The organism is bacterium, from assembly GCA_016124905.1.
Classification (GTDB): Bacteria; Pseudomonadota; Alphaproteobacteria; order Rickettsiales; family RI-342; genus RI-342.
The window spans coordinates 19,562-44,511 of sequence record WGMV01000046.1 but is presented as its reverse complement, the minus strand read 5'-3'; the positions used below and the strand labels follow the sequence as shown (position 1 = coordinate 44,511).

At 58.7% G+C, this 24,950-nt stretch carries 17 protein-coding genes; 11 read left to right on the top strand and 6 right to left on the bottom strand.

The genetic code is table 11. The features are described 5' to 3' along the window. Positions 1-157: 157 nt before the first annotated feature. On the bottom strand, positions 158-3,481 hold the full coding sequence (locus tag GC177_10970) for a hypothetical protein (protein MBI1276472.1): 3,324 nt from the start codon (positions 3,479-3,481) through the stop codon (positions 158-160). A gap of 111 nt (positions 3,482-3,592) precedes the next feature. Here GC177_10970 and GC177_10965 point away from each other — a divergent pair, with 111 nt between their 5' ends. Together GC177_10965 and GC177_10960 are read left to right on the top strand one after the other, a co-directional pair. After that, positions 3,593-6,556 (top strand): bifunctional [glutamine synthetase] adenylyltransferase/[glutamine synthetase]-adenylyl-L-tyrosine phosphorylase, encoded by a 2,964-nt coding sequence (locus tag GC177_10965; protein MBI1276471.1) that lies wholly within the window; start codon positions 3,593-3,595, stop codon positions 6,554-6,556. A 36-nt stretch (positions 6,557-6,592) separates the two neighbouring features. Further along, positions 6,593-7,090 carry a thioredoxin-dependent thiol peroxidase gene (locus tag GC177_10960; GenBank protein MBI1276470.1) on the top strand — a complete coding sequence of 166 codons (498 nt, stop codon included), beginning with the start codon at positions 6,593-6,595 and terminating at the stop codon, positions 7,088-7,090. Here the strand turns inward: GC177_10960 and GC177_10955 are convergent, their stop codons facing one another. Beyond that, positions 7,091-7,825 carry an NAD-dependent deacylase gene (locus tag GC177_10955; protein ID MBI1276469.1) on the bottom strand — a complete coding sequence of 245 codons (735 nt, stop codon included), beginning with the start codon at positions 7,823-7,825 and terminating at the stop codon, positions 7,091-7,093. It lies immediately after the preceding gene. A 116-nt stretch (positions 7,826-7,941) separates the two neighbouring features. Between GC177_10955 and GC177_10950 the strand changes: the two genes are divergently transcribed. From GC177_10950 to GC177_10910, 9 genes are all read left to right on the top strand, one after another. After that, positions 7,942-10,335 carry a prepilin-type N-terminal cleavage/methylation domain-containing protein gene (locus GC177_10950; protein ID MBI1276468.1) on the top strand — a complete coding sequence of 798 codons (2,394 nt, stop codon included), beginning with the start codon at positions 7,942-7,944 and terminating at the stop codon, positions 10,333-10,335. A 13-nt stretch (positions 10,336-10,348) separates the two neighbouring features. Next, complete coding sequence (locus GC177_10945) at positions 10,349-11,659, top strand: hypothetical protein (GenBank protein ID MBI1276467.1); 1,311 nt, start codon at positions 10,349-10,351, stop codon at positions 11,657-11,659. A gap of 75 nt (positions 11,660-11,734) precedes the next feature. After that, a complete protein-coding gene (locus GC177_10940; protein ID MBI1276466.1) occupies positions 11,735-12,202 on the top strand; it encodes an SUF system Fe-S cluster assembly regulator in 468 nt (155 codons plus the stop codon). A gap of 11 nt (positions 12,203-12,213) precedes the next feature. Next, a complete protein-coding gene (sufB, locus tag GC177_10935; protein MBI1276465.1) occupies positions 12,214-13,662 on the top strand; it encodes a Fe-S cluster assembly protein SufB in 1,449 nt (482 codons plus the stop codon). Positions 13,663-13,675: 13 nt separating this feature from the next. Beyond that, on the top strand, positions 13,676-14,434 hold the full coding sequence (gene sufC, locus GC177_10930) for a Fe-S cluster assembly ATPase SufC (protein MBI1276464.1): 759 nt from the start codon (positions 13,676-13,678) through the stop codon (positions 14,432-14,434). A 3-nt stretch (positions 14,435-14,437) separates the two neighbouring features. Further along, a complete protein-coding gene (locus GC177_10925) occupies positions 14,438-15,730 on the top strand; it encodes a hypothetical protein (protein MBI1276463.1) in 1,293 nt (430 codons plus the stop codon). Further along, the gene (gene sufS / locus GC177_10920) at positions 15,714-16,982 is read left to right on the top strand and encodes a SufS family cysteine desulfurase (protein ID MBI1276462.1); all 1,269 of its coding nucleotides are present in this window, start codon (positions 15,714-15,716) and stop codon (positions 16,980-16,982) included. Before GC177_10925 ends, sufS begins: the two co-directional genes overlap by 17 nt. Position 16,983: 1 nt before the next feature. Further along, entirely contained in the window at positions 16,984-17,352 is a 369-nt protein-coding gene (locus GC177_10915; protein ID MBI1276461.1) for an SUF system Fe-S cluster assembly protein, read from the top strand. A gap of 28 nt (positions 17,353-17,380) precedes the next feature. Then, complete coding sequence (locus GC177_10910) at positions 17,381-17,740, top strand: iron-sulfur cluster assembly accessory protein (protein MBI1276460.1); 360 nt, start codon at positions 17,381-17,383, stop codon at positions 17,738-17,740. 219 nt (positions 17,741-17,959) lie between these two features. Here the strand turns inward: GC177_10910 and GC177_10905 are convergent, their stop codons facing one another. Genes GC177_10905 through GC177_10890 form a run of 4 tightly spaced genes read right to left on the bottom strand, consistent with a single transcriptional unit; the run spans position 17,960 to position 24,938 of the window. Further along, positions 17,960-19,399 carry a hypothetical protein gene (locus GC177_10905; GenBank protein MBI1276459.1) on the bottom strand — a complete coding sequence of 480 codons (1,440 nt, stop codon included), beginning with the start codon at positions 19,397-19,399 and terminating at the stop codon, positions 17,960-17,962. Next, on the bottom strand, positions 19,399-21,030 hold the full coding sequence (locus GC177_10900) for a hypothetical protein (GenBank protein ID MBI1276458.1): 1,632 nt from the start codon (positions 21,028-21,030) through the stop codon (positions 19,399-19,401). Before GC177_10900 ends, GC177_10905 begins: the two co-directional genes overlap by 1 nt. Next, positions 20,837-22,540, bottom strand: coding sequence for a hypothetical protein (locus tag GC177_10895; GenBank protein MBI1276457.1), 1,704 nt, complete (start codon positions 22,538-22,540; stop codon positions 20,837-20,839). Before GC177_10895 ends, GC177_10900 begins: the two co-directional genes overlap by 194 nt. After that, positions 22,533-24,938, bottom strand: a complete 2,406-nt coding sequence (locus GC177_10890; GenBank protein ID MBI1276456.1) for a VirB4 family type IV secretion/conjugal transfer ATPase — start codon at positions 24,936-24,938, stop codon at positions 22,533-22,535. The genes GC177_10895 and GC177_10890 overlap by 8 nt, the downstream gene beginning before the upstream one ends. Between the last annotated feature and the right edge of the window lie 12 nt (positions 24,939-24,950).

Sequence of the window (24,950 nt, the reverse complement as noted above, 5' to 3'; positions counted from 1 at the left end):
CGACTGGGCACGACCGTGCCCCGCGCCTTATTGGCGCGTAACAGCGAGCAGCGCGAGCCAACAAAAAGCCGGAGCGAAGCGACTGGGCACGACCGTGCCCCGCGCCTTATTGGCGCGTAACAGCGAGCAGCGCGAGCCAATAAAAACCAGAGCCACGCTACTTCCTGTTAGGAGACCCCATCGGCTTACCAGCGGCAGGCTTGCTGTCCTTTTCAATCGCATCGCCAATCTGCGGTGCGCCGCTGGCGCTGTCCGCCATGGCGGCGGGAATATCGAAAATCTTGCGCAGAAATCCAGGTGTAAGAATGGAAAGTGGGTTCACCGTCACGTCCGGGTCTTTCAACGATCCTTTCATGCTGTAATTCACCGCGAACAAGCCGCCCTTGGAATCCCCGCCTGTCAGCAATTTGCCCAGAATGGGAATGCTGCCGAGAATGCCGTTGACCATGTAGGACGGAATCACCGCGCCGTCGGCATCAATGATCTCCTGTTTCGTATCCACCTTGCCGGTGAAGGTGATGCCGAGCGACGGCCCGATGGAATAGGCATCCTTCACTTCCAGAATGCCATGCCCGAACACAAACGGCGCATGCAATTTCTCAAACCCGATGCCGCCGCCTTCCAGCAATTCGGTAATGCCGGTGAGGGATGCCACGTTCAGCAGCTTGGCCAGCGCATTGGCGCGTGAGGTTTTGAACTTGGTCACGTTCAGCCTGCCCACCAGCGGATGCCCCGGTTTGGTGTCGTCATAATAGCCTTTGAGGTCGAGCTTGCCGCCCATCACATTGTCGCTGATATCCAGCACGCGGAAAAACTCCCCGGCATTTTCCGTCCCCATGCTCACGCTGCGTTTACCCTCGGCGTTCTTTTCCAGCTTATAGGTAACGATTTCTCCGCTACCAAAGGAGCCTTTGCCCTCGGCCTTGCTGCATAAATCCGCATTACAGCTCATGGTGAAGCTGACATTCTTCAGCTCGCGCTTATCGCCGAAAAGCATGCGTGACACGCTTGCATCCACTTCCATCGGCGAGGAATTCTTGGCGCCGTCATCCATCAGCTCATCGCTCTGGTCCAGCAATGAGGATGCATCGAGCACATCGCCTCTCAGCTTCACATTCACCACCCCGCCTTTACGGGTCATCTCCAGCTGCACATCGCTTTTGCCCATGCGCAGCACGGGCAGTTTCACTTCGCGCCAGCCGCCATCCCCATTGCTGCCATCCACCACGATGCTGCCCTGAAGGTTCAGCCCCTCGCCCGTCAGCTTGAGGTCCGGAATGCCGGTGATTTTGGTGGTATCGTCATAGGTTGCCGTCAGGCTGGCGCTGGCGGGTTTTCCGGCCGGCTTGCTGTAACCCAGCACCGGTACGTCCAGCGTGGCGTTCTTCAGGTCCGCCTGCACCTTGGTGATTTCACGCCCCTTGCGGACATTGGCCTCCACCTTGATCTGGCTGGTGCCGCCGAGCGTGCCCATCGGCCCGTTCGGCACGCCAAAGCCAAGGCGCGTCAGCCCTGCGCCGTCCGTGTCCACTTCCGCCGTGTAATCCACCGCCTCATCGGCCGAGCCGATAGCATAGCTCACGTTCAGTTTCGCGGGTACGTCGTTCAGCCTGGCGCTGCCCTGCAGCGTGAGCCTGTCATTAACGATCTTCAGTTTCCCATTCGCCGCGGAGACGTCATACCGGTCAAGCAGATTCGGGTTGCTCACATCGTGCAAATCCGCATCCACGCCGTAATGCATTGTCACCTTGCCTGCCGTGCCGATTTCCAGATGCATGGTATATTCACCGCTCACGCGCCCACCGGCATGTGCGGCATCAAGCCCCACCAGCTGTGATACCTCCAGCACGGGGTGCGAGAGATACGAAGCAACCGCCGAGGCGGGCCCTTCCACATGCGCGCGTAAATGCAAATTGGTGATGGGAATGAGAAAATCCTCCATATCCAGCGCCGCGTCGGTCACCTTCGCTTCGCCGATGCGCCCTTCCGCAAGCCGCGCCTTCAACCCACGCCCGGTAAACTGCACAAAGCCGTTCACACCGGTCACCGGCGTCATGTCATCGTAATAGCCGATGGTGGCATTCTCGAGTTCGAGCTGCGCAAAAAGCGTCTGGCCGAACGTGCGCTTGGCCGCATAGTCCGCCGCGCTCATGCGGAAGCGTCCCACCGCCTTGCTCACCGTGCCTTCGGTAATGTGCGTCAGCACCCATTCGCGCGGATCGGCCCCGGCGGTTTTCGGCCAGTAGCCTCCCAAGGCGGAGGCAGGAAAATTCTCCACCCGCGTGGTCACGTCAAACACGGGCCTGGGGCCTGAAACATCGAGCATTCCCTCAGCAGAGGCAGTGGCCTGCATGGTTTTGACCGATGCATCCTTCAGCAGCCACACGCCGGGCTTACCGCCCATGGTGACATGCGCCTGAAAATCGCGGTAATCGACCGGCTGATCATACCATTCATGCTGCACATAGGCGCCATGTTCGCTGGTGAGTGTGAGGTTGGCGCTGGTAAGTCCGCCCCAGGGGTTGAGCACAGCGTCGAGCGTGGCGTTGACGGTGCCGCGCAACCCCGCCACCGGCGCGAGTTGAGAATCCAGCAATGCGGCGATTGCCAGCGGTATGTTCCTGGCTTCCATATGCGCCTTGCCCTGCTGACGCGCTGTTTTGGCGGAAGCGCCAGACCCTACACCGGACCCTACACCGGGCCATTGAGCATCCACATGCAGCTGCGCCTCGCCGCTGGTCACCAGCGGTTTATCGCCCTCATCCGGCACAAAGGGGCCGTATAAATCCTTGGGCCTTGCATTGGCAGCCGTCACCGGCTTGACGGTTAGCTCTCCCGTTTTTTCATCGGCGGTCATCACTTCAAGCACCGGCAGCTGGTAGGTAAAGCCGGCATCCAGTTTCCCGCTCATGCCGCCATTCGCATCTGGCGCGGTGGTGATGCTCGCGCCCACCATCTCCCAGTGGATATCTTGCGCGGGCTGACGATAGGTGATGTCGATCTTCTCCAGATAGACTTCCGGCACATGCGTGCTGGTAAAAAAGTGATTGGCCATCCTCACAATATCCCATGACTGGCTTTTGGCCTGCTGGGTTTTGGATGTCACCACCCCCACGCGTGAGATAATCGCGGTGCGGATATAGGGCGACCGCAGCGACGTGACAGGACGGCCGTTCATCAAGCCGGGAAGGGAAATTTCCAACGTCAGCCTTGGCGCTTTGATCACCCAGCTATGCTGGCGATCCTCGATCTTCAGCCCGTCCACATCCAGCCGGTATTCGCCACTCCAGCCGTTGCGCGTAAAAACGGCCTGCTGGCTGGTGAGGTTTGAATCGAACGACCCGTTCAGCACATGGACGATCCTGAGTACCCACCCCACCTGTTGCGGGGACGGGCTGGCAAACAGCCATAGCAGCACGCCGAACACAGCCCCGGCCATGCCCGCCATTCCATAGATCAGCCATTGACGCGTCCGTCGCATCCTGTTCCTGCTTTAAAACCAACTGTTAAACGATGGAGCATGGGCTTTCCTTCTCACCCATGCCAGTTAAGACCAAAAAGAGCTAGTAAATAGCGCATGAATTCTTAAAACATGATTATGGCCGCCCTCACCAATATTCTGCTGAATGCACCCGCTTCCGGCCCCATGCCGGTGGTGATGGATGAAAACGCCGCGGCCGAGGCTGTTGAAACCTGGCGTCAGCTTTATGCCGAGGCCGGGCTGGAACCGGCCTTCGCCGCCCTGCTTGAAAATCCGCAGGCCGCCACATTGCTGAAAGCCGTTGGTGCGGCAAGCCCCTACCTGACCAAGCTGATCGGCCGCCACCCGCGCACGGTGCTGAACCTCTTTGAAAGCGGGCCCGACCAGGTGCTGGAAAGCTGGCTGGCCGAACCGCTGGACGACAGCTCCACCGATGCGCTCATGGCGGCGCTCCGCATCCTGAAATCGCGCTCCGCCATCATCATCGCCCTGGCCGATCTGGGCGGCTGGTGGCAGCCGGAACAGGTCACCCTCGCCCTTTCGCGCGTGGCCACCATGGCCATTGAGGCGGCCTACGCGCAAATATTGAAAAACCTCATCGCCAAGGGCCATCTGAAACCCTGCATCCCCGATGACAGCGGCATTTTCGTGCTCGCCATGGGTAAGCTCGGTGCCAGCGAGCTCAACTATTCCAGCGATGTGGACCTGATCCTTTATTTCGACCCCGAGCGCCTGCCCTCCACCGGCGACGACGCCCCCCGTCAGGCGCTGGTGCGCGCCACGCAGGAATTCGTCACCCTGCTGAACGAACGCACCGCCGACGGCTATGTCCACCGGGTCGATCTCCGCCTGCGGCCGGACCCCTTTTCCACCCCCATCATCATGTCCACCCACGCCGCGCTGACCTATTACGAAACCGTAGGGCAGAACTGGGAACGCGCCTGCTATATCAAAGCGAGTTATGTCGCGGGTGACCGTACGGCGGCGGATGCATTCCTCAAATCCCTCGTGCCCTATGTCTGGCGCAAGCACCTGGATTTCGCCGCCATCGCCGATATCCAGTCCATCAAACGGCAGATCGACAGCCAGCACGGCATCGCGCCGGAACATCTCGGCGGGCACAACATCAAACTCAGCGCGGGGGGCATTCGCGATATCGAACTCTTCGTGCAGACCATGCAGCTCATCTGGGGTGGCCGCGTACCGGAATTCCGCCTGCGCGGCACGGTGCAGACGCTGCATGCGCTGGCGGCCAAAACCCTGATTGGCGAGGACACGCGCGATGAGCTGACCGATGCCTACCACGCGCTGCGCCAGCTGGAACACGCCATCCAGATGATTGATGACCAGCAGGAGCACCGCATCCCCGATGACGAGACCGGCCTCAGGCGTGTGGCCGCCCTCATGGGCTTTGCCGATACGAACCAGTTCCGCCAGGCCGTGCATCACGTTCTGGCTACGGTGATGAAACATTGCCGCCCGCTATTCGCCGAGCACAAACCGCTGAACGTCCAGACCGGACCGGAGAACGATCACTCCGGCCGCGCCAACCTCGTCTTCACCGGCAACGACGAAGACCCCGAAACCACCCGCACCCTTACCGCGCTCGGTTATCAGGACCCAAGCATTGTGGCCCAGCTCATTCGCCAGTGGCATTCCGGCACCTGCCGCGCCATGCGCAGCGCCAAGGCGCGGGAGCTGATGACCGAGCTCATCCCCGACATTCTCACCGCCCTGGCCGCCACCAGCCAGCCCGACCGCTGCTTCCGCGATTTCAACAGCCTCCTCTTCGCCCTGCCCGCGGGCGTGCAATTCCTCTCGCTCCTCTATCACCAGAGCGAGATGATCCGCCTTGTGGCCGCCATCCTCGACAGCTCACCCAGGCTGGCCGACATTCTTAGCCATTTCCCCTTCGTGCTTGACCGCTACCTGGCGCTGCGCCGCCTGCGCGAATGGCCCGGCAGGGAAAGCCTGGCGCGCGAGCTCTCCTCCATGCTCGCCAATACCACCGACCGCGAGGCCGCCCTCCACCTCTGCCGCCAGTTCAACCATGAATACGGCTTTGTGATTGGCACGCGCCTGCTGATGCAGGAAATGCCGCTGGAAGAAGCCGGGCAGCGCTTCTCCGACCTTGCCGACGTGGTGGTGGAGCAGGTCTGGCAGCAGGTCAGCCAGGACATGGCAGAACAATACGGCACGCCCCAAGGCGGCGCGGCAGGCATTCTGGCGCTGGGCAAATGGGGCGGCCAGCAGCTGACGCTCGCCTCCGATCTCGACATCATCATCCTCTTCGATGCCGCCGAACAGGGCGACTGCAAACTCTCGCCCGAAATCTATTACAACCGCCTGGCGCAGCGTCTTGTCACCGCTATCAGCGCCCGCATGCAGTACGGCCAGCTTTACAGCCTGGACCTGCGCCTGCGCCCCTATGGCAAGGACGGCGCCACCGCCTGCTCCTTCGCCGCGCTCAAGGAATATTACGCCGAAGGCGGCCCCGCATGGACCTACGAAAAACTGGCCATGACGCGCGCGCGCCTCGCCATCGGCCCGGAGTTACTTCAACAGCAGACGGAAGAATGGCTGCGCGGCATGCTTAGTCATCATGCCAAAGGAAAGGATTACCTGGCCGACCTGCGCGAGCTGCGCGCCAAAATTCGTCAGAATCTCCCACCCAAGGCCTGGTGGGACGTCAAGCACCACGCGGGGGGCCTGCTGGATCATGAATTGCTCATCCAGTGGCTGCTGCTCACCCATTTGCCGAAATACCCCGACGCCTGGCACCCCAACATCCTCACCGCCCTGCATCGGCTGACGGAGACCGGCGCCATCCCCCGCGCCGAAGCCAGGGCAATGGGCGCCAGGCTGCAACGCCTCTCCGCCATTCAGCAGCTGGTGCGCCTGTGTTATCACGACCCCAGCGAGGATACCGGCGGCGAGCACGAGCTCACCCCCCATGCCAGCCTGCGCATGGCGCACCTGCTCGGCCTGGAAACGCCGGAAAGCCTGAAGCAAAGCCTGCTCGCCATCTATGCGGAGGGCAACAAGGCGATTGAGGGCTGGCTGGAAAAGGGCTAAAGATAGCTCCCCTCACATTCAGGATGGAGCAAATCCATGCCAGGCACCGCCAGCGCCCTTTCCAACAACGGCCCTCAGGCCGGCGACAAGGCGCCCGCCTTTAACGCGCTTCCCGCCAGCGGCGGACAGACATTAAGCCTGAAGGATTATGCAGGCAAAAAACTGGTGCTTTATTTTTACCCAAAGGACGACACGCCTGGCTGCACCACCGAAGGCATCGACTTCAGCCATGCCAAGCATGAATTCGAAAAGCTGGGCGCCGTCATCCTAGGCGCATCCAAGGACAGCCCCAAGAGCCATGATAAATTCTGCCAGAAACACAGCCTCACCATCGATCTGGTTTCCGACGAGAGCGGCAGCCTGTGCGAGGCCTACGGCGTCTGGGTGGAAAAATCCATGTATGGCAAAAAATACATGGGCATCGAACGCGCCACGTTCCTGATTGATGAACAGGGCATCGTCCGCCAGGTGTGGCGCAGCGTAAAAGTGCCCGGGCATGTGCAGGATGTGCTGGCCGCTGTCAGAGGCCTTTAATCAGAGGCCTGTAGAAAGCAGCTCCTCCACGAATAAGGGCACCTGCGCCCCGGCCAGGCCATAATAGCCACGGTCGAATAATCCTCGCTGCACGGTGGGCTCCAGGTTGATTTCAACCGTCTCCGCCCCAGCCGCGCGTGCCAGCTGCACAAACCCTGCCGCCGGATACACCGCGCCCGATGTGCCGATGGAAACAAACAGGTCGCATTGCGCCACCGCCCGCTCAATCGCATGCATCATCAGCGGCATTTCGCCGAACCAGACGATATGCGGCCGCAGCACGCCATTTTGGCACACGCAGGCGCTGTGCACCTCCAGATCCGCCCTCCAGTGGCACACCTGTTCGCATTCGGTGCAGCGGGCCTTCAGCAATTCGCCATGCATATGAATAAGGCCCGGACGCCCGGCGAACGCATCCCGCCGCCCCAGTTCCGGATAGGCATCCCGGGCCCGGTCATGCAGGTCATCCACATTCTGCGTCACCAGCAGGTAATCCCCATCCCAGTCCCGCTCCAGCCGCGCAAGCGCGTGGTGCGCGTCATTGGGCTGCACCTCCCGCAGCTGCGCCCGCCGCGTGTTGTAGAATGACTGGACCAGCACGGGGTTTCGTTCATAGGCTTCCGGCGTGGCCACATCCTCCACCCGGTGGCCGCACCACAATCCATCCTGCGCGCGAAAAGTTGGCACGCCGGACTCGGCGGAAATCCCCGCCCCTGTAAGAATCACAATATTCATGCATTTTTCCGGTTTTCAGGTATCTTGCATTTTAGGTAAAATTAAGCCTTGCTTAAGACAAGTGCCATAAAGTTTTCAAATACACTGGGCACATTCTATGCCCTCGGGGAGTTATTATGAAAAAGCTGCGCGCACCTTCGGGTTTTTCCCTTCTTGAGCTGGCAGTAGCGATTGCGGTCGCGGGTTTATTGATCGCAGGGGTGATGGCCGGAAGGCAGCTGATGGATTCCGGCAAGGCCACATCCGTGGTCACCGACACCGAAGAAGTTCAGCGAGCGGTCGCCCAGTTTGTCAAGACCTACGGCGCCCTTCCCGGCGACATGGCCAATGCCAGCACACGCCTCGGCGTTTCCCCCGATGGCACCGCCACGTTCAACGGGAATGGCAATGGCGAGATCGACAACAACAACGAGCGCCAGGCCCTGTGGCAGCACCTTGCTCTGGCCGGTCTTATCAAAGGCCAATATAACCCGACAGTCGCAGCAGCTCCCGGCACGAGCCTGAAAACCAGCAAATTCGGCCGCGATGTCGGCATGCAGGTCTATATTGAACCGGTTTCCAGCCAGGTCATGATTGAATATTCCCGCTTTCAGGGCGGCGCCGGTGATTACGGCTTCCTGACCGCCGAAGAAGCCCGCCGCATCGACCAGAAATACGACGACGGCAACCCCACCACCGGCCGCATCCGCGCAGCCGACGGCACCGGTGGCACCTGCCTGAACGGCACCAATTTCGATCTGACGCGTAAAGGCCGCGACTGCTACCTGCGCATGGCCGCCAACGCGCTGGATCAGAACAACATCACCGTTGCCGCCACCGACAACGCCAACATCAACCCGACCGATACCAGCACCTCTGTGCTGAAATGCGCGGGTGGTGTGGCGGTGGGCGGGCGCATCCAGTTTGACTGCCCCGATAATGCCGCGCAAAAATATTTTAAAATTTGCCGCAAAGGCGGCATCTTTGAAGTCGACCCGAATGGTTACGGCTGTCAATACCCCGCCTGTAATGCAATCTGGTTCAATGACCGCAAAGGCAATCCTGTTTATTTTGCCGGTGTAGCCGTTGGCACCACGTCTTCAGGCATCTGTGCAACCGCAACAGGCAGCACATCGCAAGCCACTTACCGCTGGGGCTTTGATGACGGCGGCAATATCATCAAGCAGGACACCTACACCAACCCGGCTCTTAAATGCTTAAGCCCCGGAGCGGATGAAGGCTGGCATTACGCCGATAACCTTCAGCATATGAGCGGCTATTGCGATACGATTTGCCGGTATGCTCAAATTCCCAATGCCAATATCGACATCGATCCCAAACCGATGGATAGCTGGCTGGATTCCAAAGGCTTCACCGCGCGCGACAACCAGGTAGTCATCACCTGTAAAGCCGGCTTCAGTGATTCAGGCCGCGCAGAAACCACCGCCGAAGTAAGCGGTGAATCCAACGCCATTACCTGCAACCCCACTGCAGGCGCAGGCTACACCAGCTCAAGCCTGGATTGTAAGGCGGATTGCAGCCCTGTAACCACCATGGGCGGTTACAATGCAACCCGCATGGTTATAACAGACAGCGCTCCCATGCCTGTTCCTCCGGGCCCTGTCGGCACCGGCCTGGGCAATGTCCGCCATGGCTCTACGGTTACGGTGAGCTGTGCAACCGGTTACTCCTACGGCCTTGGCGTGGATCAGACCGTGACGGTAAGCTGCAATAGCGGCGCAAAAACCATCAAGGTTCACAACAATACGACCAATACGGATACCTTCCCTGCAAGCCTGCCCTACTGCTACAAAAACTGTATAACCGTGGCCACATCGGCAAATAACTTCTACTCGCCTATGACTATGCCCGGCGGCGCAGCGCCTGGCACAGCGCTACACAACACTACACAGGCCATTACCTGTAACAACTCGAATTATTTTGGCTCGCAAAGCAATCCTAATCCCTCCACCACGGCAATCTGCAATGATGGCACCTGGAGCATTCCATTGCCGGCATGCTACCGCAAATGCGGCGGCACCCGCCATGGCGGCACGCAAAGCTGTAACCCGGGCGGCTGTGGCTGCGGCGTCAGCAGCCAGGGTTCGCAAACCTGCAATGACGGCTCATGGGGCGGCTGTTCCGGCGGCAGCTGCAACAGCTGCGGCGGCGGCGGCGGCGGTTGCGAATGCGGCGGCCATTGCTGCGGTTGCGGTGCGATTGCCAACTGCTGCTGCCAGGTCTATGGCGGCGGCGGCACCTGCTCGCCCTCCAGCAGCTGGTGCCAGAGCACGGATTGCTGCTCTGACCAGCGCCTGAAGACCGACATCCGCTTTGCTGGCATGCAGCATGGCATCCCGCTCTATCACTTCCGCTACATCAATGACCCGAGCCACGCCATGTATGAGGGTGTGATGGCCCAGGATGTGTCTTACATCCCCGGCGCCGTGAACCCGGCCTCAGCGCATTGCGGCGGATATATGAGTGTCAATTACGATGTGATTGGTGTAAAGTTCAAACGTCTGGACTAACATAGGGCATCGTATGAAGAAAACGCTCATCGGGCTTATGATGGCCCCGCTCTTTGGCGCGCTTGCGATCACCTCTCCCCTTATGGCGGAGGATAAAGACGCCTCCACCTGGGGAAACTGGGGGGATACCGGCAAATGCGACAATGACGATATTCACATGGTGACCACGCCGGATGCGCTTTATTCACGCGCCATGCTGCCGCTGAAAAGCAAGGCGGAGGTAAGCACCCTGCTCGATGGCACCACAAAATACCCAAGCCTGGTTTACAAGGCTTCTGATATTTTCCAGCATTATTACATGGTCAAAAACAACCGCATCTACCATGTGGGCCTGACCTATTTCGGCGAATACCTGCCCGATCCTCCCGGATTTGTGGAACAGAAATTTTATACCCGCTGCCCGGGCGAACCCAACCCCGGCCTGCTGCCCAAGGGCAGCATTCCCTTCCCGCCCAAGCCGCGTGTGGAAATCCGCGCCCAGGTCGTCACCAACATGATGGCCCGGCAGGAGCCGATGGAAAAAATCAAGCCCGTGCTGGATTCCATTGATACTCTGAAAGATGTGAGCATTTCGCCCTTTGACGGCACGCTTCAAAAAGTATGGCCGGCAGGCATGCTGCCACCGCTCACCTGGGCCGTGGTCAACCATGCAAACCCGGAATATGTCAAAGCCCTGCTCGCCAAAGGAGCCGACCCGAAAATAAAATACAACAGCAAGCCGCTGGCTTTCTATGCCGCCTGCGATGATGAAACGCTGAAACTCATCACCGCTGCGGGCGCAAACGTGAAAGAGAAAAGCGACGACGGTAAAACCATCGAGGATATGAAAAAAACCTGCGTGGTGCAAAACGCCCTCGGCCAGACAGGCCATGCCACCAGCAAGTCCTCCCTCTCGCAGGAAGCGCAGGAACAGCTTTACACCCTTTCCAGCCAGATTGTTGCCAACAAGCCGCTGGCTGACATCAAAAGCACCCTTTTCCCCATCGCCGGGCTAAATATTCTGCCAAGCGACGTAAACGGCAATATCATCGGCACCGATAAACCCTTTATCGATCCCCTGGTTGCCGCCGTCACGCTTAACCGCGATGTTGGCGTGGTGGAGGCCCTGCTCGGCAAACAGGCCGCCCCCAACAAAACCTACAAACAAGTGCCGATCATTTTTTATGCGGTTTGTAACGGCAACCTGCCGGTCACACAGTCATTGCTGAAAGCGGGAGTTGACCCGGCCATCAAGCACCCCAACGGCATGGGCCTGAAGGAATTCGCCAACAAGTGCAATAAACCAGATGTTGCGACAGCGCTGTCCTCCACTCCCAAATCCTAGAAATGCTGGGTTTTCTTGACAGTTGATGCCTACCGGCGCTAAATAGGACGAAATTAGTCCTATTTGAGCAACGCAATGATTCGCCTCAGCCGCATGGCCGATTATGCCGTCGTCATCATGAGCCGCCTGGCCATGGATGGTACCGATGCGCCTGTGCCGCAGAGCGCGCTTCAACTCAGCGATGCCACCGGGCTCAGCCAGCCGACCGTCAGCAAAATACTGAAACATCTGGTGAAAGCGGGCATCGCCACTTCCGCGCGTGGCAGCCAGGGCGGCCACTTGCTGGCCCGCCTACCCACCGCCATCACCGTGGCGGATATCATCGAGGCCGTGGACGGCCCCATCGCCCTCACCGATTGCAGCGACCACCACAGCACATCCTGCGACATCGAAAAACTCTGCCCCACCAGCAAAGGCTGGAAAAAGCTCAATCATGCCGTTAAACAGGCCCTCGCCACCGTCACCCTGGCGGACATGATGATGGAACCCTGGGAGCAATTCCCCCTGCCCGCATCCAGAACAACCGCCCTCAGCGTGGCCTAGAAAGCAAACACATGGATCAGATTCACGCCATCACCCAACGGGAATATCAGCACGGCTTCGTGACCGATATCGCCATGGAAACCGCGCCGAAAGGCCTGGGTGAGGATACGATCCGCTATATCTCCGCCAAGAAGAACGAGCCCGAATGGCTGCTGGAATGGCGCCTGAAGGCGCTCCGCACCTGGCAAAGCATGCAAGACCCGCAAGCATGGGCCAAGGTCTGCTATGAGAATATCGACTATCAGGACATCTGCTATTACGCCGCACCGAAAGGCAACAAGCCCAAAAGCCTGGACGAAGTGGATCCCGAGCTGCTGAAAACCTTCGCCAAGCTCGGCGTCCCCTTGAAGGAATATGAACGCCTCGCGGGCGTGGAAATGCCCAAAGTCGCCGTCGATGCCGTGTTCGACAGCGTCTCCATCGGCACCTCTTACAAAGAAAAACTCGGCGAACTCGGCATTATCTTCTGCTCCTTCTCCGAAGCCGTGCAGGAACATCCCGAGCTCATCAAGAAATATCTCGGCTCCGTCGTGCCGGTCGGCGATAACTTCTTCGCCGCACTCAACTCCGCCGTCTTCAGCGATGGCTCCTTCGTCTACATCCCACCCGGCGTGCGCTGCCCGATGGAGCTTTCCACCTATTTCCGCATCAACGCCGCCGAAACCGGTCAGTTCGAGCGCACGCTGATTGTTGCCGACAAGGGCAGCTATGTCAGCTACCTCGAAGGCTGCACCGCCCCGCGCCGCGACGAAAACCAGCTCCACGCCGCCGTGGTGGCACTGGTGACGCTTGATGATGCCGAAATCAAATATTCGACTGTGCAGAACTGGTACCCCGGCGACGAGAACGGCAAAGGCGGCATCTATAATTTCGTTACCAAACGCGGCGCCTGCCGTGGCGACCGCTCCAAGATATCATGGACGCAGGTCGAAACCGGCTCCGCCATCACCTGGAAATACCCGAGCTGCATTTTGCAGGGCGATGATTCGGTGGGCGAGTTCTATTCCGTTGCCGTCACCAACCACCGCCAGCAGGCCGACACCGGCACCAAAATGATCCATATTGGCAAACGCACGCGTTCCACCATCATCGCCAAAGGCATCTCCGCCGGTCATTCGGACAGCACCTACCGCGGCCTTGTACGCATCCTGCCCAAGGCCGAAGGCGCGCGCAACTTCACCCAGTGCGATTCGCTGCTCATCGGCAGCGATTGCAGCGCCAACACCGTGCCCTATATCGAGGTGAAGAACAACGGCGCGCAGGTGGAACACGAAGCCACCACCTCCAAAATCAGCGAAGACCAGCTTTACTATTGCATGCAGCGCGGCCTCACGCAGGAAGACGCCGTGACGACCATCGTCAACGGCTTCTGCAAATCCGTGTTGCAGAAACTCCCCATGGAATTCGCCGTGGAAGCGCAAAATCTTTTAAGCGTCAGCCTTGAAGGCGCCGTCGGATAATAAGGAAAAAGACATGTTAGAGATCAAAAACCTCCACGCCACCGTGCATGGCAAAGACATTCTAAAAGGCATCAACCTCACCGTAAAACCCGGTGAAACCCATGCCATCATGGGCCCCAACGGCTCCGGCAAAAGCACGCTCAGCCATGTCATCGCCGGGCGCGATGGCTATAAGGTGACCGAAGGCGACATCCTCTGGAACGGTGAAAGCCTGCTGGAGAAGAACGTCGCCGAGCGCGCGCACGAAGGCGTGTTCCTCGCCTTCCAATACCCGGTGGAAATCCCCGGTGTCACCTCCATGACCTTCCTGAAATCTGCCGTCAATGCAGTGAAGCGCGCCCGCGAGGAAGAAGAGCTCGACGCATTCGCCTTCATGAAGCTCGTCAAGCAAGCCGCAAAAGATCTCGGCATGGACGAAGCCATGCTGAAACGCGCCGTGAATGTCGGCTTCTCCGGCGGTGAGAAAAAACGTTTCGACATTTTGCAGATGGCACTCCTCCAGCCCACCCTCGCCATTCTGGATGAAACCGATTCCGGCCTGGACGTGGATGCGCTGCGCACCGTCAGCGAAGGCGTTAATCGCCTGCGCAGCCCGGAGCGTGCCTTCGTGGTCATTACCCATTATCAGCGCCTGCTCAGCCTCATCGTGCCCGACCAGGTGCATGTGCTGGCGGGTGGGCAGATCATCGCCAGCGGCGACAAAAACCTCGCGCTGGAGATTGAGGAAAAAGGCTACCGCATGTTCGGCATCACCGGTGAAGCAGCAGCATAGGCAATGAGTATCGTGGCAATGCAAACGGCAAACAATTATCAGGAGCCTTTCGAAACCTGGCTTGCCTCGCGCGAAGCCGCCGGGGAAGGCATTGCCTGGCGCCAGTGGCGTCAGCAGGCCTTCAGCCGCTACCTTCAGCTCGGCCTGCCCACCCGCAAGGATGAACGCTGGAAATATGCCCGCCTGAGCATGATCAGCGAAGGCCGCTTCCTGCCCAAACCCGCCCCGGCCGATACCGCCGTGGTGGTCACAACGCCGATGGAATGGCTGCGCCTGACACTGGGAAATGCTCATGTCGTGCATCAATCCCACATGCCCGCCGGCATCACGGTTGCCCAACTCAAAACAGACGGCACACTACCTGCGGAATGTCAGAAACTGCTGGAACAAAGCCGCGACGGTCTCGCTGCCCTTTCGCTCGCCTTCGCACAGCAGTTCCTGCTGGTGGAAGTCGCCCCCGGCGCCATCATCGACCAGCCGCTTTTCATTGATCACCTGTGCCAAGGTCACGGCCAGGCCGAGCACAGCGTTATCATCATCCGCATGGGCAGCCGCAGCGGCATGGCCCTGATGGAACACCTGAGCGGCAACGAAAACTACTGGCGCAGCCAGCGCCTGTTTGTCCGCCTGGATGAAGCCGCCGCCCTCACCCACTACCGCCTGCAGAACGAAAGCGACGCCAGTTGGCACCACACTGATCTGCTGGGCGATATCGGCCAACATGCCCATTATCAGCAGATACTCGTGGCCAATGGCGCGGGCGTGGCACGTTTCGCCACCGACCTTCACCTGAGCGGCGAACAGGCGCAGGCCCATTGCCATGCCTTGTACATGGGTGCGGAGAATCAGCAGCTGGAACAAAGCCTGCACCTGCACCATGATGCAAAAAACACCCGCAGCAACCAGCATGTGCGCGGGTTGCTTTCCGGCAAAAGCCACGGCATTTTCTACGGCAGCATCACCGTGCCGGAACAGGTGACCAACTGCGCCGCGCACCAGCAGAGCAAGGTGCTGCTCCTCTCGCCGGAATCCGAGGCCAGCAACCGCCCGGAACTCACCATCTTAAACGACCAGGTGGAATGCTCCCACGGCTCCGCCATCGGCAGCCTGGATGAAGAGGCGCTCTATTACCTGCAGGCACGCGGCATTGAAAAAGCCGAAGCCATGCAGCTGATGGTTGGCGGTTTTGCCGCTGCCCTGCTGGAACAATTGCCGGAAAGCCCGGCACGTGATTGGCTGATGAACCACAGCCTTGCGCTGCTGGAGAAAGTGAGCCGCCATGCCAGCCGCCGCTAAAGCCATGCAGCCAGCAACTTATCCCATCGAAAAAATCCGCGCGGATTTCCCGATCCTTTCCACCACCGTGCGCGGCAAGCCGCTCGTGTTTTTAGATACTGCCGCCAGCGCGCAGAAACCACGCGCTGTGATCGACAGCATTACGAAAACCTACGAAAGCGGCTACGCCAATATCCATCGCGGCCTCTATTACCTGAGCCAGAATGCGACCGACGCATTCGAAGCCGCCCGCGAGAAAATTCGCGCCTTCATTAATGCCAAACAACATGAGGAAATCATCCTCGTGCGCGGCGCGACCGAGGGCATCAACCTGGTCGCGCAGACATGGGGCCGCACCCACCTGAAAACGGGTGACGCCGTCATCATCTCCGCCATCGAGCATCACGCCAACATTGTGCCCTGGCAAATGCTGCGCGATGAGAAAAATATCGAACTGCGCATCATCCCGGTGCTGGATAATGGCGAGCTGGATTTCGCCGCATTCAAAACGCTGCTCACGCCGGAAGTGAAACTACTGGCGCTGACGCAGGTCTCCAACAGCCTCGGCACCGTGGTGCCAGTGGCAGATTATATTGCTGAAGCCAAACAGCGCGGCATCATCACCCTCATCGACGGCTGCCAGGCCGCCACCCACATGCAGGTGGACGTGCAACAGCTCGGCACAGATTTTTACGTCTTCTCCGGCCACAAGCTCTACGGCCCCTCCGGCATCGGCGTGCTCTATGGTCGCAAGGCGCTGCTTGACCAAATGCCCCCCTGGCAAGGCGGTGGCGAGATGATCAAGGAAGTACGCTTCGAAAAAACCACCTACAACGACGCCCCTTTCCGTTTCGAGGCAGGCACCCCTGCCATCGAAGCCAACATCGGCCTGGGTGCTGCGATTGATTACGTCACCGGCATCGGCATGGATGCCATCCACGCGCACGAAGCCGCCATCACCGCCCACGCGCTGGAAGCCATGAGCACCATCCCCGGCCTGCATATCATCGCCCCCCCCGATAGTATTTATAGCGGCGCACGCGCCAGCATCGTGCCCTTCATCATGGATGGCGGCCATGCCTCCGACATCGGTGCATTGCTGGACCAGCAGGGCATCGCTATCCGCACCGGCCACCATTGCGCCATGCCGGTGATGGAACGCTTCGGCGTGCCCGCCACCGCACGCGCCTCCTTCGGTATTTACACCAGCCACGGTGACATCGACGCCTTCGCCGCCGCCCTGCACAAAACCGCCAAGCTGCTGGGGGCGTAAGATGCACGACTTGCAAATCAAACCGCTGGACGAAACCACCCTCAACACTATCAAAACCGCTGAGGGCACCGGCCTGCACGACAAGGTCGTCGCCATACTGAAAACCGTCTACGACCCCGAGATCCCCGTCAATATCTGGGAACTCGGCCTCATCTACCGGGCCGAAGTGCTGGAAGACGGCAAGGTCGAAATCGACATGACCCTCACCGCCCCCGCCTGCCCCGTGGCCGGCACCATGCCCGGCGAAGTGCAGACGCGCATATTACAAATCCCCGGCGTGAAGGACGTGAACGTGGAACTCGTCTGGGAACCTGCCTGGACGCAGGACCGCATGACCGACGAAGCACGCCTTGAACTCGGATTATTTTAGGAGAATGAGCATGGCCAAACGTCAACTCATGAGCATCAGCGACAAGGCGGCAGAGCGCATCCAGGCGCTGCTGGCGAAAGCGGAAGCCCCCGTGGCAGGCCTGCGCATCTCCGTCACCACCAAGGGCTGCTCCGGCTTATCTTACAAAGTGGAATATGCCGATGCCGCCAAAACCGGAGACGAAGTCATCAACGACAAAGGCGTCACCGTCATGGTGGACCCCGCTGCCGTGATGTTCCTCATCGGCACGGAAATGGACTATGTGGAAACGCGCGTCAAATCGGGTTTTGAATTCAACAACCCGAATGAATCAGGCCGCTGCGGCTGCGGCGAATCCTTTTATGTCGACCGCGACAAACTTTCGCAGATGAAGCCGGAAGCGAACTAGACGTTCAGCGGACCATTGACTGGACGGCGCACGCAGGGTGAACCTTCGGCACCCACGCACGGGCTTTTCAGCTCGGTGTCTTTTTTTAAATTTGTGCAGGCAGGCAGACCGCATACAAGTGCCGCGCACATCACCAAACGAACCAGCATATCCATCCCTCCGGTAGCATTTAGGTCACTATAGCCCAATCCATTCCGGCTGCACCAGATTTTTCAGCCGTCATTTCCGGTTGAAGAACTTGTCCAGCCCGCCCAGGCCGACCTCCTGCAATGCCCCGGTCGAGTTGCCTTTCAGCATCTGCACCGCGGCCCCCTGCACGCCACTTCCTGCCTTGTCCATCATATCTCGGATGGGGCTGGTGGAGGAACTGTCGATATTCACAAAACCACCGGATATGTCGTTGGCGATATCCACCACGTTATTATAAAACTGGAACGCCACATAGCACAGCAGCAGGAAGCTGAGCACATCCATCAGGTTAAGGGGAAAGCCGCCTTCCAGCCCGGGGCAAGTCGTTTCCACACCGCCCTGCTCGGTCACGCAGCGGCAGCCGCTGGCTTCGCAGGTGGCCACCATCACCTGGTCATTGACCTTGAATTGAAGGCCATAGCTCGTGGAGCTGCCGCCCTGCGCTTCGGCAATGGAGAACAGCTCCCCGAAGCAGGCTTCGAATTTCAGCATGTTTTTCACCGAATAATCCAGCAGCACCACAAAAAAGGTGATGAAGGTGAACATCAGAATGGGCTGCAAAGTAAAGTTGACGATCTGCGCCAGCCACTGCTGAAACATGCCCTTGGTGCGTTCAAACAGCAAGGTCACCACGAACAGCGGCGCCAGGCCGAACAGGAAAGACATTGCCAGCACGGATACCAGATATACCCACAAGGCGCGCGCCACCGCACCAATAAGAAAAATACCGCCCACCACCAGAATCAGCACATAAATCACCCCATAAGGCGGCGTATCGATGGCGGCTTGAAGCGTCATCAGCGTGCTGGGCTGGATGATCTGCGCAAAGAGCGTATCAATTGGAGCGAACACAGGCACATCGGCATTCTGCATATCCACCGTCGTCCCCACGGCCCCGCCGGTATAGGAGGCCATGGTCTGCAGCATCTGCCCGATAATATAATCCCGGCCCGATGTGAAAAGCTGGATCACGTAATCGTTGAAGAAGGTCCAGCCACCCGGCCCCACAACGGAGGCCACCACCAGCATCTTCACGATACGCACCAGCATCTCATTCAATGGCGCCTGCACCATGCCAAGCGTGAACATGGCGGCGAAAATCAGGACGTACAGCACCAGCACACTGGCAACCAGGCTGGCAAATCCGCCGCCGATAATGCCTTCATAAAGCTTCTGCGCGGCATCGCTGATCGTGTCGTTAATCTGCTTGGCGGTTTTGGAAACAAACCCGTTGCCGGATTGCATGTCGGTCAGCATCTTTGCCTGGTCGAGCATTTTCTGGCCGCCTGCTGGGTCCGTGGCAAGTTTGGCCTGCCCCATCTGGTTGAGGTGATCGATCTGCGACTGCAGGGTATATTGATCGCTGCAGCTCCCCGGCATGCCACCGCTAATGGGAGATTGGGCCCATGCCGAACCGTTAACCCCCATCAACATTATCGCCAGCGCGAGCATGAAAAAAAGCCGCTTCATCACTTCATCCCCAATGCATTGAATATATTCGAGAAGTTTTCCGGATTCACAAATTGCCCCGCCACGCTTTCACCCGGTACTTCCATGGTGCCAAGGCGTGAGACGCGCGGCGAGAAGACAAGCTCGCGCGCCATGTCGGGCACCACGTCGGCCAGCATGAACATGAGCATGCACATCATGCCCACCACCATCAGCTGAATCAGCAAAAACGGTCCAAGCTGGTCGTCGCATAATTTATGGCTGATGGCCACGCCGACATTTGCCGCCCCTTCCAGCGGGCGCATGGCGCCGAACACCACATCCCCCATCTGGTCGCACATATTCGTCATGGTCTCGCTCAGCATGGCGGTGCCCGCGCCATCGCCAACCTGCTGAAGAATGCGGCGGCAGTTGCTGAGGTCGGGGATATTCTCCACCAGCCCAATATCATGAAATTCGGTGCAGGTGCTGCCGCTAAGATGGTCGGCAATGCCGTTCTGGAAATCCGCCAGGCTGGTGGCGGGCCGGCCCATCAGCACGGTGGCGATGGAATAATCCCCGCGAAACACCGAATAATCCAGCATCACGATGAACATGGAAAGATAGGCAAACAGCACCAGTGGCTGCACCATGTAGGAGAGAATCCCCATCGCCCATTTGTTGAAATAAGTATAAGTCCCCCGCAGCATGATGAAGGGCATGAAAATGGGCGCCAACCCGAACAAAAAGGCGATCACGATCTTGGCGCAGATATAGCCGATCACCGCCCGCCCCACGGCCAGGAACAGCGTCAAGGCCATGCCGATGCCCGCCGTGGCAATCATCACCCCGATATCGGTCATGTTGACCATGTTACCAAGAAATGTAGTAAAAAGCCCTCCCACGGCGGCCACACCCGAGGTCATCACCCCAAAGCCGAACATGGTGCCGAGAATGCAATCCACCCGCGCCCAGATATCCGCCCCATTGCTGATGCCACTGGTGGTGGCGGTGGCTGCTGGGCAGGCGATAACACCGGTCAATAAAGGCTCGGTGACGATGCGTATCAGGTCGTCAATGGCGGCCAGCACATCGGGATACCAGGTGGGAAACGCTTCCATCACATAAACCACCGCCGCCATCTTGGCGACCGTGATACCGATTTCGGCAAATGGGCGGCGCACCGCGCCGGATGTTAGCTTCAACCCGAACCCGATAACCGCCAGCATGATGAAGCTGGCAATGGCGGGCTGCAATGCCGTGTACATCTGGATGAACAGGGCCGTGGCAGCCTGTTGCAGCGGCGCGGTGATGCAATTGACGATCGGCCCGACAAAGCCTTCGCCCAGATTGCATACCGTCGGCCCAACCGGTGTAACAGGTGGCGGCAGCGGCATGCCGATCCCCGTATCCACACCGGCCATTGCAGGCATGGAAACCAACGAAATAAACACACAGATAAAAAGGGAAAGGAGACGCTTAACCACCGGTCCCTCCCCCCCCGTTATTCCCGCCACGATTGCTCGTATTAGGGTTCGGGCGCGTCCATAACAGGTCGCGCATCGCATCGCCCACACCCAGCGGCAGGCTGCCCTGCACGTTGCTGTCCACGGCAAACAGCGTATCGGCAAATGCCGTGGCCGCGCCTTGAACCTTATTGCCCTGCGCATCATAACCACCGATATACGCACGCGTCACTGCGCTCACATCGCCCCCGCTCACAATGCCTGGCAACAGCCCCATATCCTTGTTACCCATGGCAGTGGCTTTAGCCCTGTCCAACGCATCGGAGAAGCGTTGCTCACCCGGCAGCTGGTAGGACAGCTTCAGGCGGAAGCTCTGCTCCACCAGCATTGGCAGAATCTGGTCGAACACATCCAGAAGCGAGTTGATGAGCATAATGCCGATCATCAAGGCAAAAAGCGACATCATGACACGATTGAGAAAGAAGGTCGTATCCATGCTTGCGCTGGCGGGGTTGAGGTTGGAATTGGCAAAGCAATTCTGTGCATCAATGCCCTGCAGGAATATGCCGAGAAAGGATTTCGCCGTGCGTCCGAACAGGTTGACCGTTTCGCTTTGGGCGGGTGCATTGGCGATATCGGTCTGGTCGCGCACGGTCTGGTCGCTGGTGATTTGCGCGCCGAACTGCTCGCCCGAGCAGCGGCTGACCAGCTCATCAAGATTATGCTGAAAACTGCTGGGCGTGCATTTCTGGGTAGGGTCCGCGCTCAGGGCCTGGCAGATGGAGAAATCACCGCGATAGAGGATTTCGTTCATGAAAATCGCCATGAAAATCACAAACGCCATCAGCAGCACCGGCTGCAGAATGAAAGAGATGGTCAGTTTCAGCCATTTATCGAAATATTGCTGGGTTGCATCGAACAACAGCAGCGGCACAAAGAACGGAGAAATGACAAAGGCGAATGCCAGGCTCATCATGGAGGCGGCAAACATGTAACCCACGCGCAGAACCGAGAAAAGCAGCCCCGTCATGGCGCTGATGCCGGCAAAGGTGATGACGATGCCGAAATGCCCGCTCACCGCCGTGGAAACAAGGAACCCGATCAGCGCGCTGATGGCGCTGCCGCCCAGCGCAAGCGCCAGAAACTGAATGAACAGACAGTCGATGATCAGCCACGGTCGCGCCATTTCCGGGTTCACCCCGAAACCGGAGACATCGACCCCCGCCATGAATTCACTGCAATCAATGTCCATCATCCCTTCAAACGCCTGGGAAACGACCCCCATCAGGTCTTCGGTAATATCGAAGAACAGCGGCACCCATTCATGCATGTTGCGCGTGAACTCCATCACGAACATGATCTTGATGACGGTAACGGGAATCTCCGCCCAGGGGCTACTCACGGCGCCGGAAATCAGCTTGATGCCGAACAAAATGACCGCAAACAGCAGGATCATGCCGATCACGGGCTCCCACATGGTGTAGACCTTATCCAGCATCGTATCGAGAACGATATGCTCCAGCCCGGCCTTAATGACCACGATCAGCTTGGTGATAAGCCCCTTGTCCAATTGATCGAAAAGGCTGTCGAGCGAGATATCGGAACCCGGCAGAAATGCGCCGTCTGTCTGCGCCATGGCCTTAACCGGTATAAACACCCCCATCAGGGTAATCATCATTACCCAGCATCGCACCAGCAAATGGGTGTGTTTAGGCATTTTTGCGCCGTTGAACCTCTTCGAGGAAATGCGGTATCCACATATCAGGATTATCACCGAATTGTGACCGTATGACGTCAAGCACGGCCACGGTCTCCGCCCGGCCGGACAGGATGGTGATCACATCCTCCATTCCGGAAAGGTCGATCCGGGCCACCACCACGTCGCTTCCCTGCTTCAACAGGAAATAGCGGGACCCCGGGTCCGTGGTCTTGAGCAGGTTGAATTCCCGCTCCGAAAGCATGAAGGTTTTGCGGTATTCCTCGGTCGCCTTGGGGTTGGGAAGGAAGATCTGGGTGGCCGTCTGCTGCACCAGGGTGTCACTGATGTTGGATTTGCTGGCATCCTCCACGCTCTGGGTAGCGAACACCACCATGGCATTGAGTTTCCTCAAGGTTTTCAGCCAGTCCTTGATTTTTGGGGCGAATACCTGGTTATCAATCAGCGCCCAGGCCTCATCCAGCACGATCATGGTCGGCGTGCCGTCCAGCGATAGTTGAATGCGGTGGAAAAGGTACAGAAGCACGGGCGAAAGCGTGTTCTTGTCGGAAAGTACCTCGCCCATCTCGAAGCCAAACACGTTATTTTTGGTAAAGTCCATGGAATCTTCAGGATTATCAAAGACTCCGGCATATTGCCCGTTTGTGTGCCACGGCTTCAGACGCGACGCAATCTTGCCCGGCCCTTCTAGCCCGAAGAAGGGTGCAATATTTCGTAATTGCCTGTCTTCCTTAGCTAATTTGTAATTCCCACGCACCGCTTCCTGGATATAGGCCACATCCTCGGCCGTCAGCTGCTCGCCATGGATCGTCACCAGGGTCGCCAGCCATTCCGAGATGAAGGTTCGGTTTTCGTGCGTATCCGGCAGCTGAAGGGGGTTGAACCCGCAATGCCCGCCCGGATGAATGACCGTGTAACTGCCCGCCAGCGCACGGATGAAAATCTCCGCGCCGCGGTCCTTGTCGAAAAAGAACATGCGGCAGCGGAATTTCTGCGCCTGCGCGCAGAGGAAGTTCATCAGCACCGTTTTACCGGCGCCCGTCGGCCCGATGATGGTGGTATGCCCCACATCCCGCAGGTGGAAATTGAAAAAATAGGGCGTGCCCGAGGTGGTGTCGAACACCGTCACCGCATTGCCCCAGTGGTTGCGGTCGAACCGCCCGACGGGGTAATTGTGAAGCGAGGCGAAACTGGCCAGGTTCAGCGTGTTGATTTTCGCCAGGCGGCCCACATAGTCGAAATTGCAGGGCAGCTGCGCCCAATAGGCCTGCTCCTGGAAGAAGGTCTCCCGCACGGCCTTGATGCCGAGATTGGTGAATTCCGCAATCGCCATGGAGGTGGAATCCTCAAGCGATTTCAAATCATCCTCCAGCACCAGCAGCGTCAGGTGATGGTTGCCGAAGGCCACATGCCCGCTCATGGCCATGTCGAGCGCGTCGGAAATCTCGGCCACCTGGCTCACGGCCACGTCTTCGGTGTTCATCATGCGCCGCTGCTGCAGCTGCATTTTCTCAATCGCCGTCTGGCGGTTGATGAATACATAGGATTGCGAAATAATGAATTCGAACGGCAACTGCAAAAACGCATCCATCATGCTCGCCGCCGTGGCGGAGGCATATTCCTGAATCGTCACCAGCGCGGCAAACCGCCGCCGCGTGGGAGAGCGCACCTCAATGGCGCGCGGGCCGAAATAAAGCCGCGCGGTGGGCAGGTAATGCGACAGGTCGATCAGCGGCACCAGCATGGGCTGGCTTTCACCGCAATTGACTATTCTTCCTAAAAATTCAAGCGGTTCGGAGAAAGCGCCAGCCTCCGTCTGCACCACCGTGAGCTGGCGCGGGTTATATTCCCGCAAACTGGCCATCACGCGGTAGGTTGCCTCACACAGCTCCTTATGCGCATCGCGCATTGCCGCCTCGCGGGATTCCTTGTCGGCCGCCTCCAGCAGCTGCATCAGCACGTGCTCGATCTTCGCCGCGCCTTCCGTATCCGCCTTGCGGATCACCGTGATGTAATGCTCGTTGACGTATGTGTCCTTCGTATGATGCTTGGATTTCCACTGCTCGTTGATGTAATTGGCATAGCCCGGGTTGAAATCCCCGTTCGGAAAGGCCGACTGCCGCCGCCGCACCGTATGGAACCACAACGCGAACTTGCCCGCCGCCAGGCCTTTCAGCATGGAATTGCGGACGGCCTTTTTCATGTCCACATCTTCATCATCGGCCGTCTCGAACGCAAACCCGTCCACCTTGATGACCTGAATCATCTCACGCTTTTTGGTGATAATCGTGTTTTTGTCCCAGTGGCAGTAGTAGGGGATGTAATCCGCCGTCGAGATTTCCTTGCGGCTCACTTCGGCTTTGCTGGTCGCCCGTCGCTGGAGTTTTAAGTTTAGCACCTAACTGTCGCC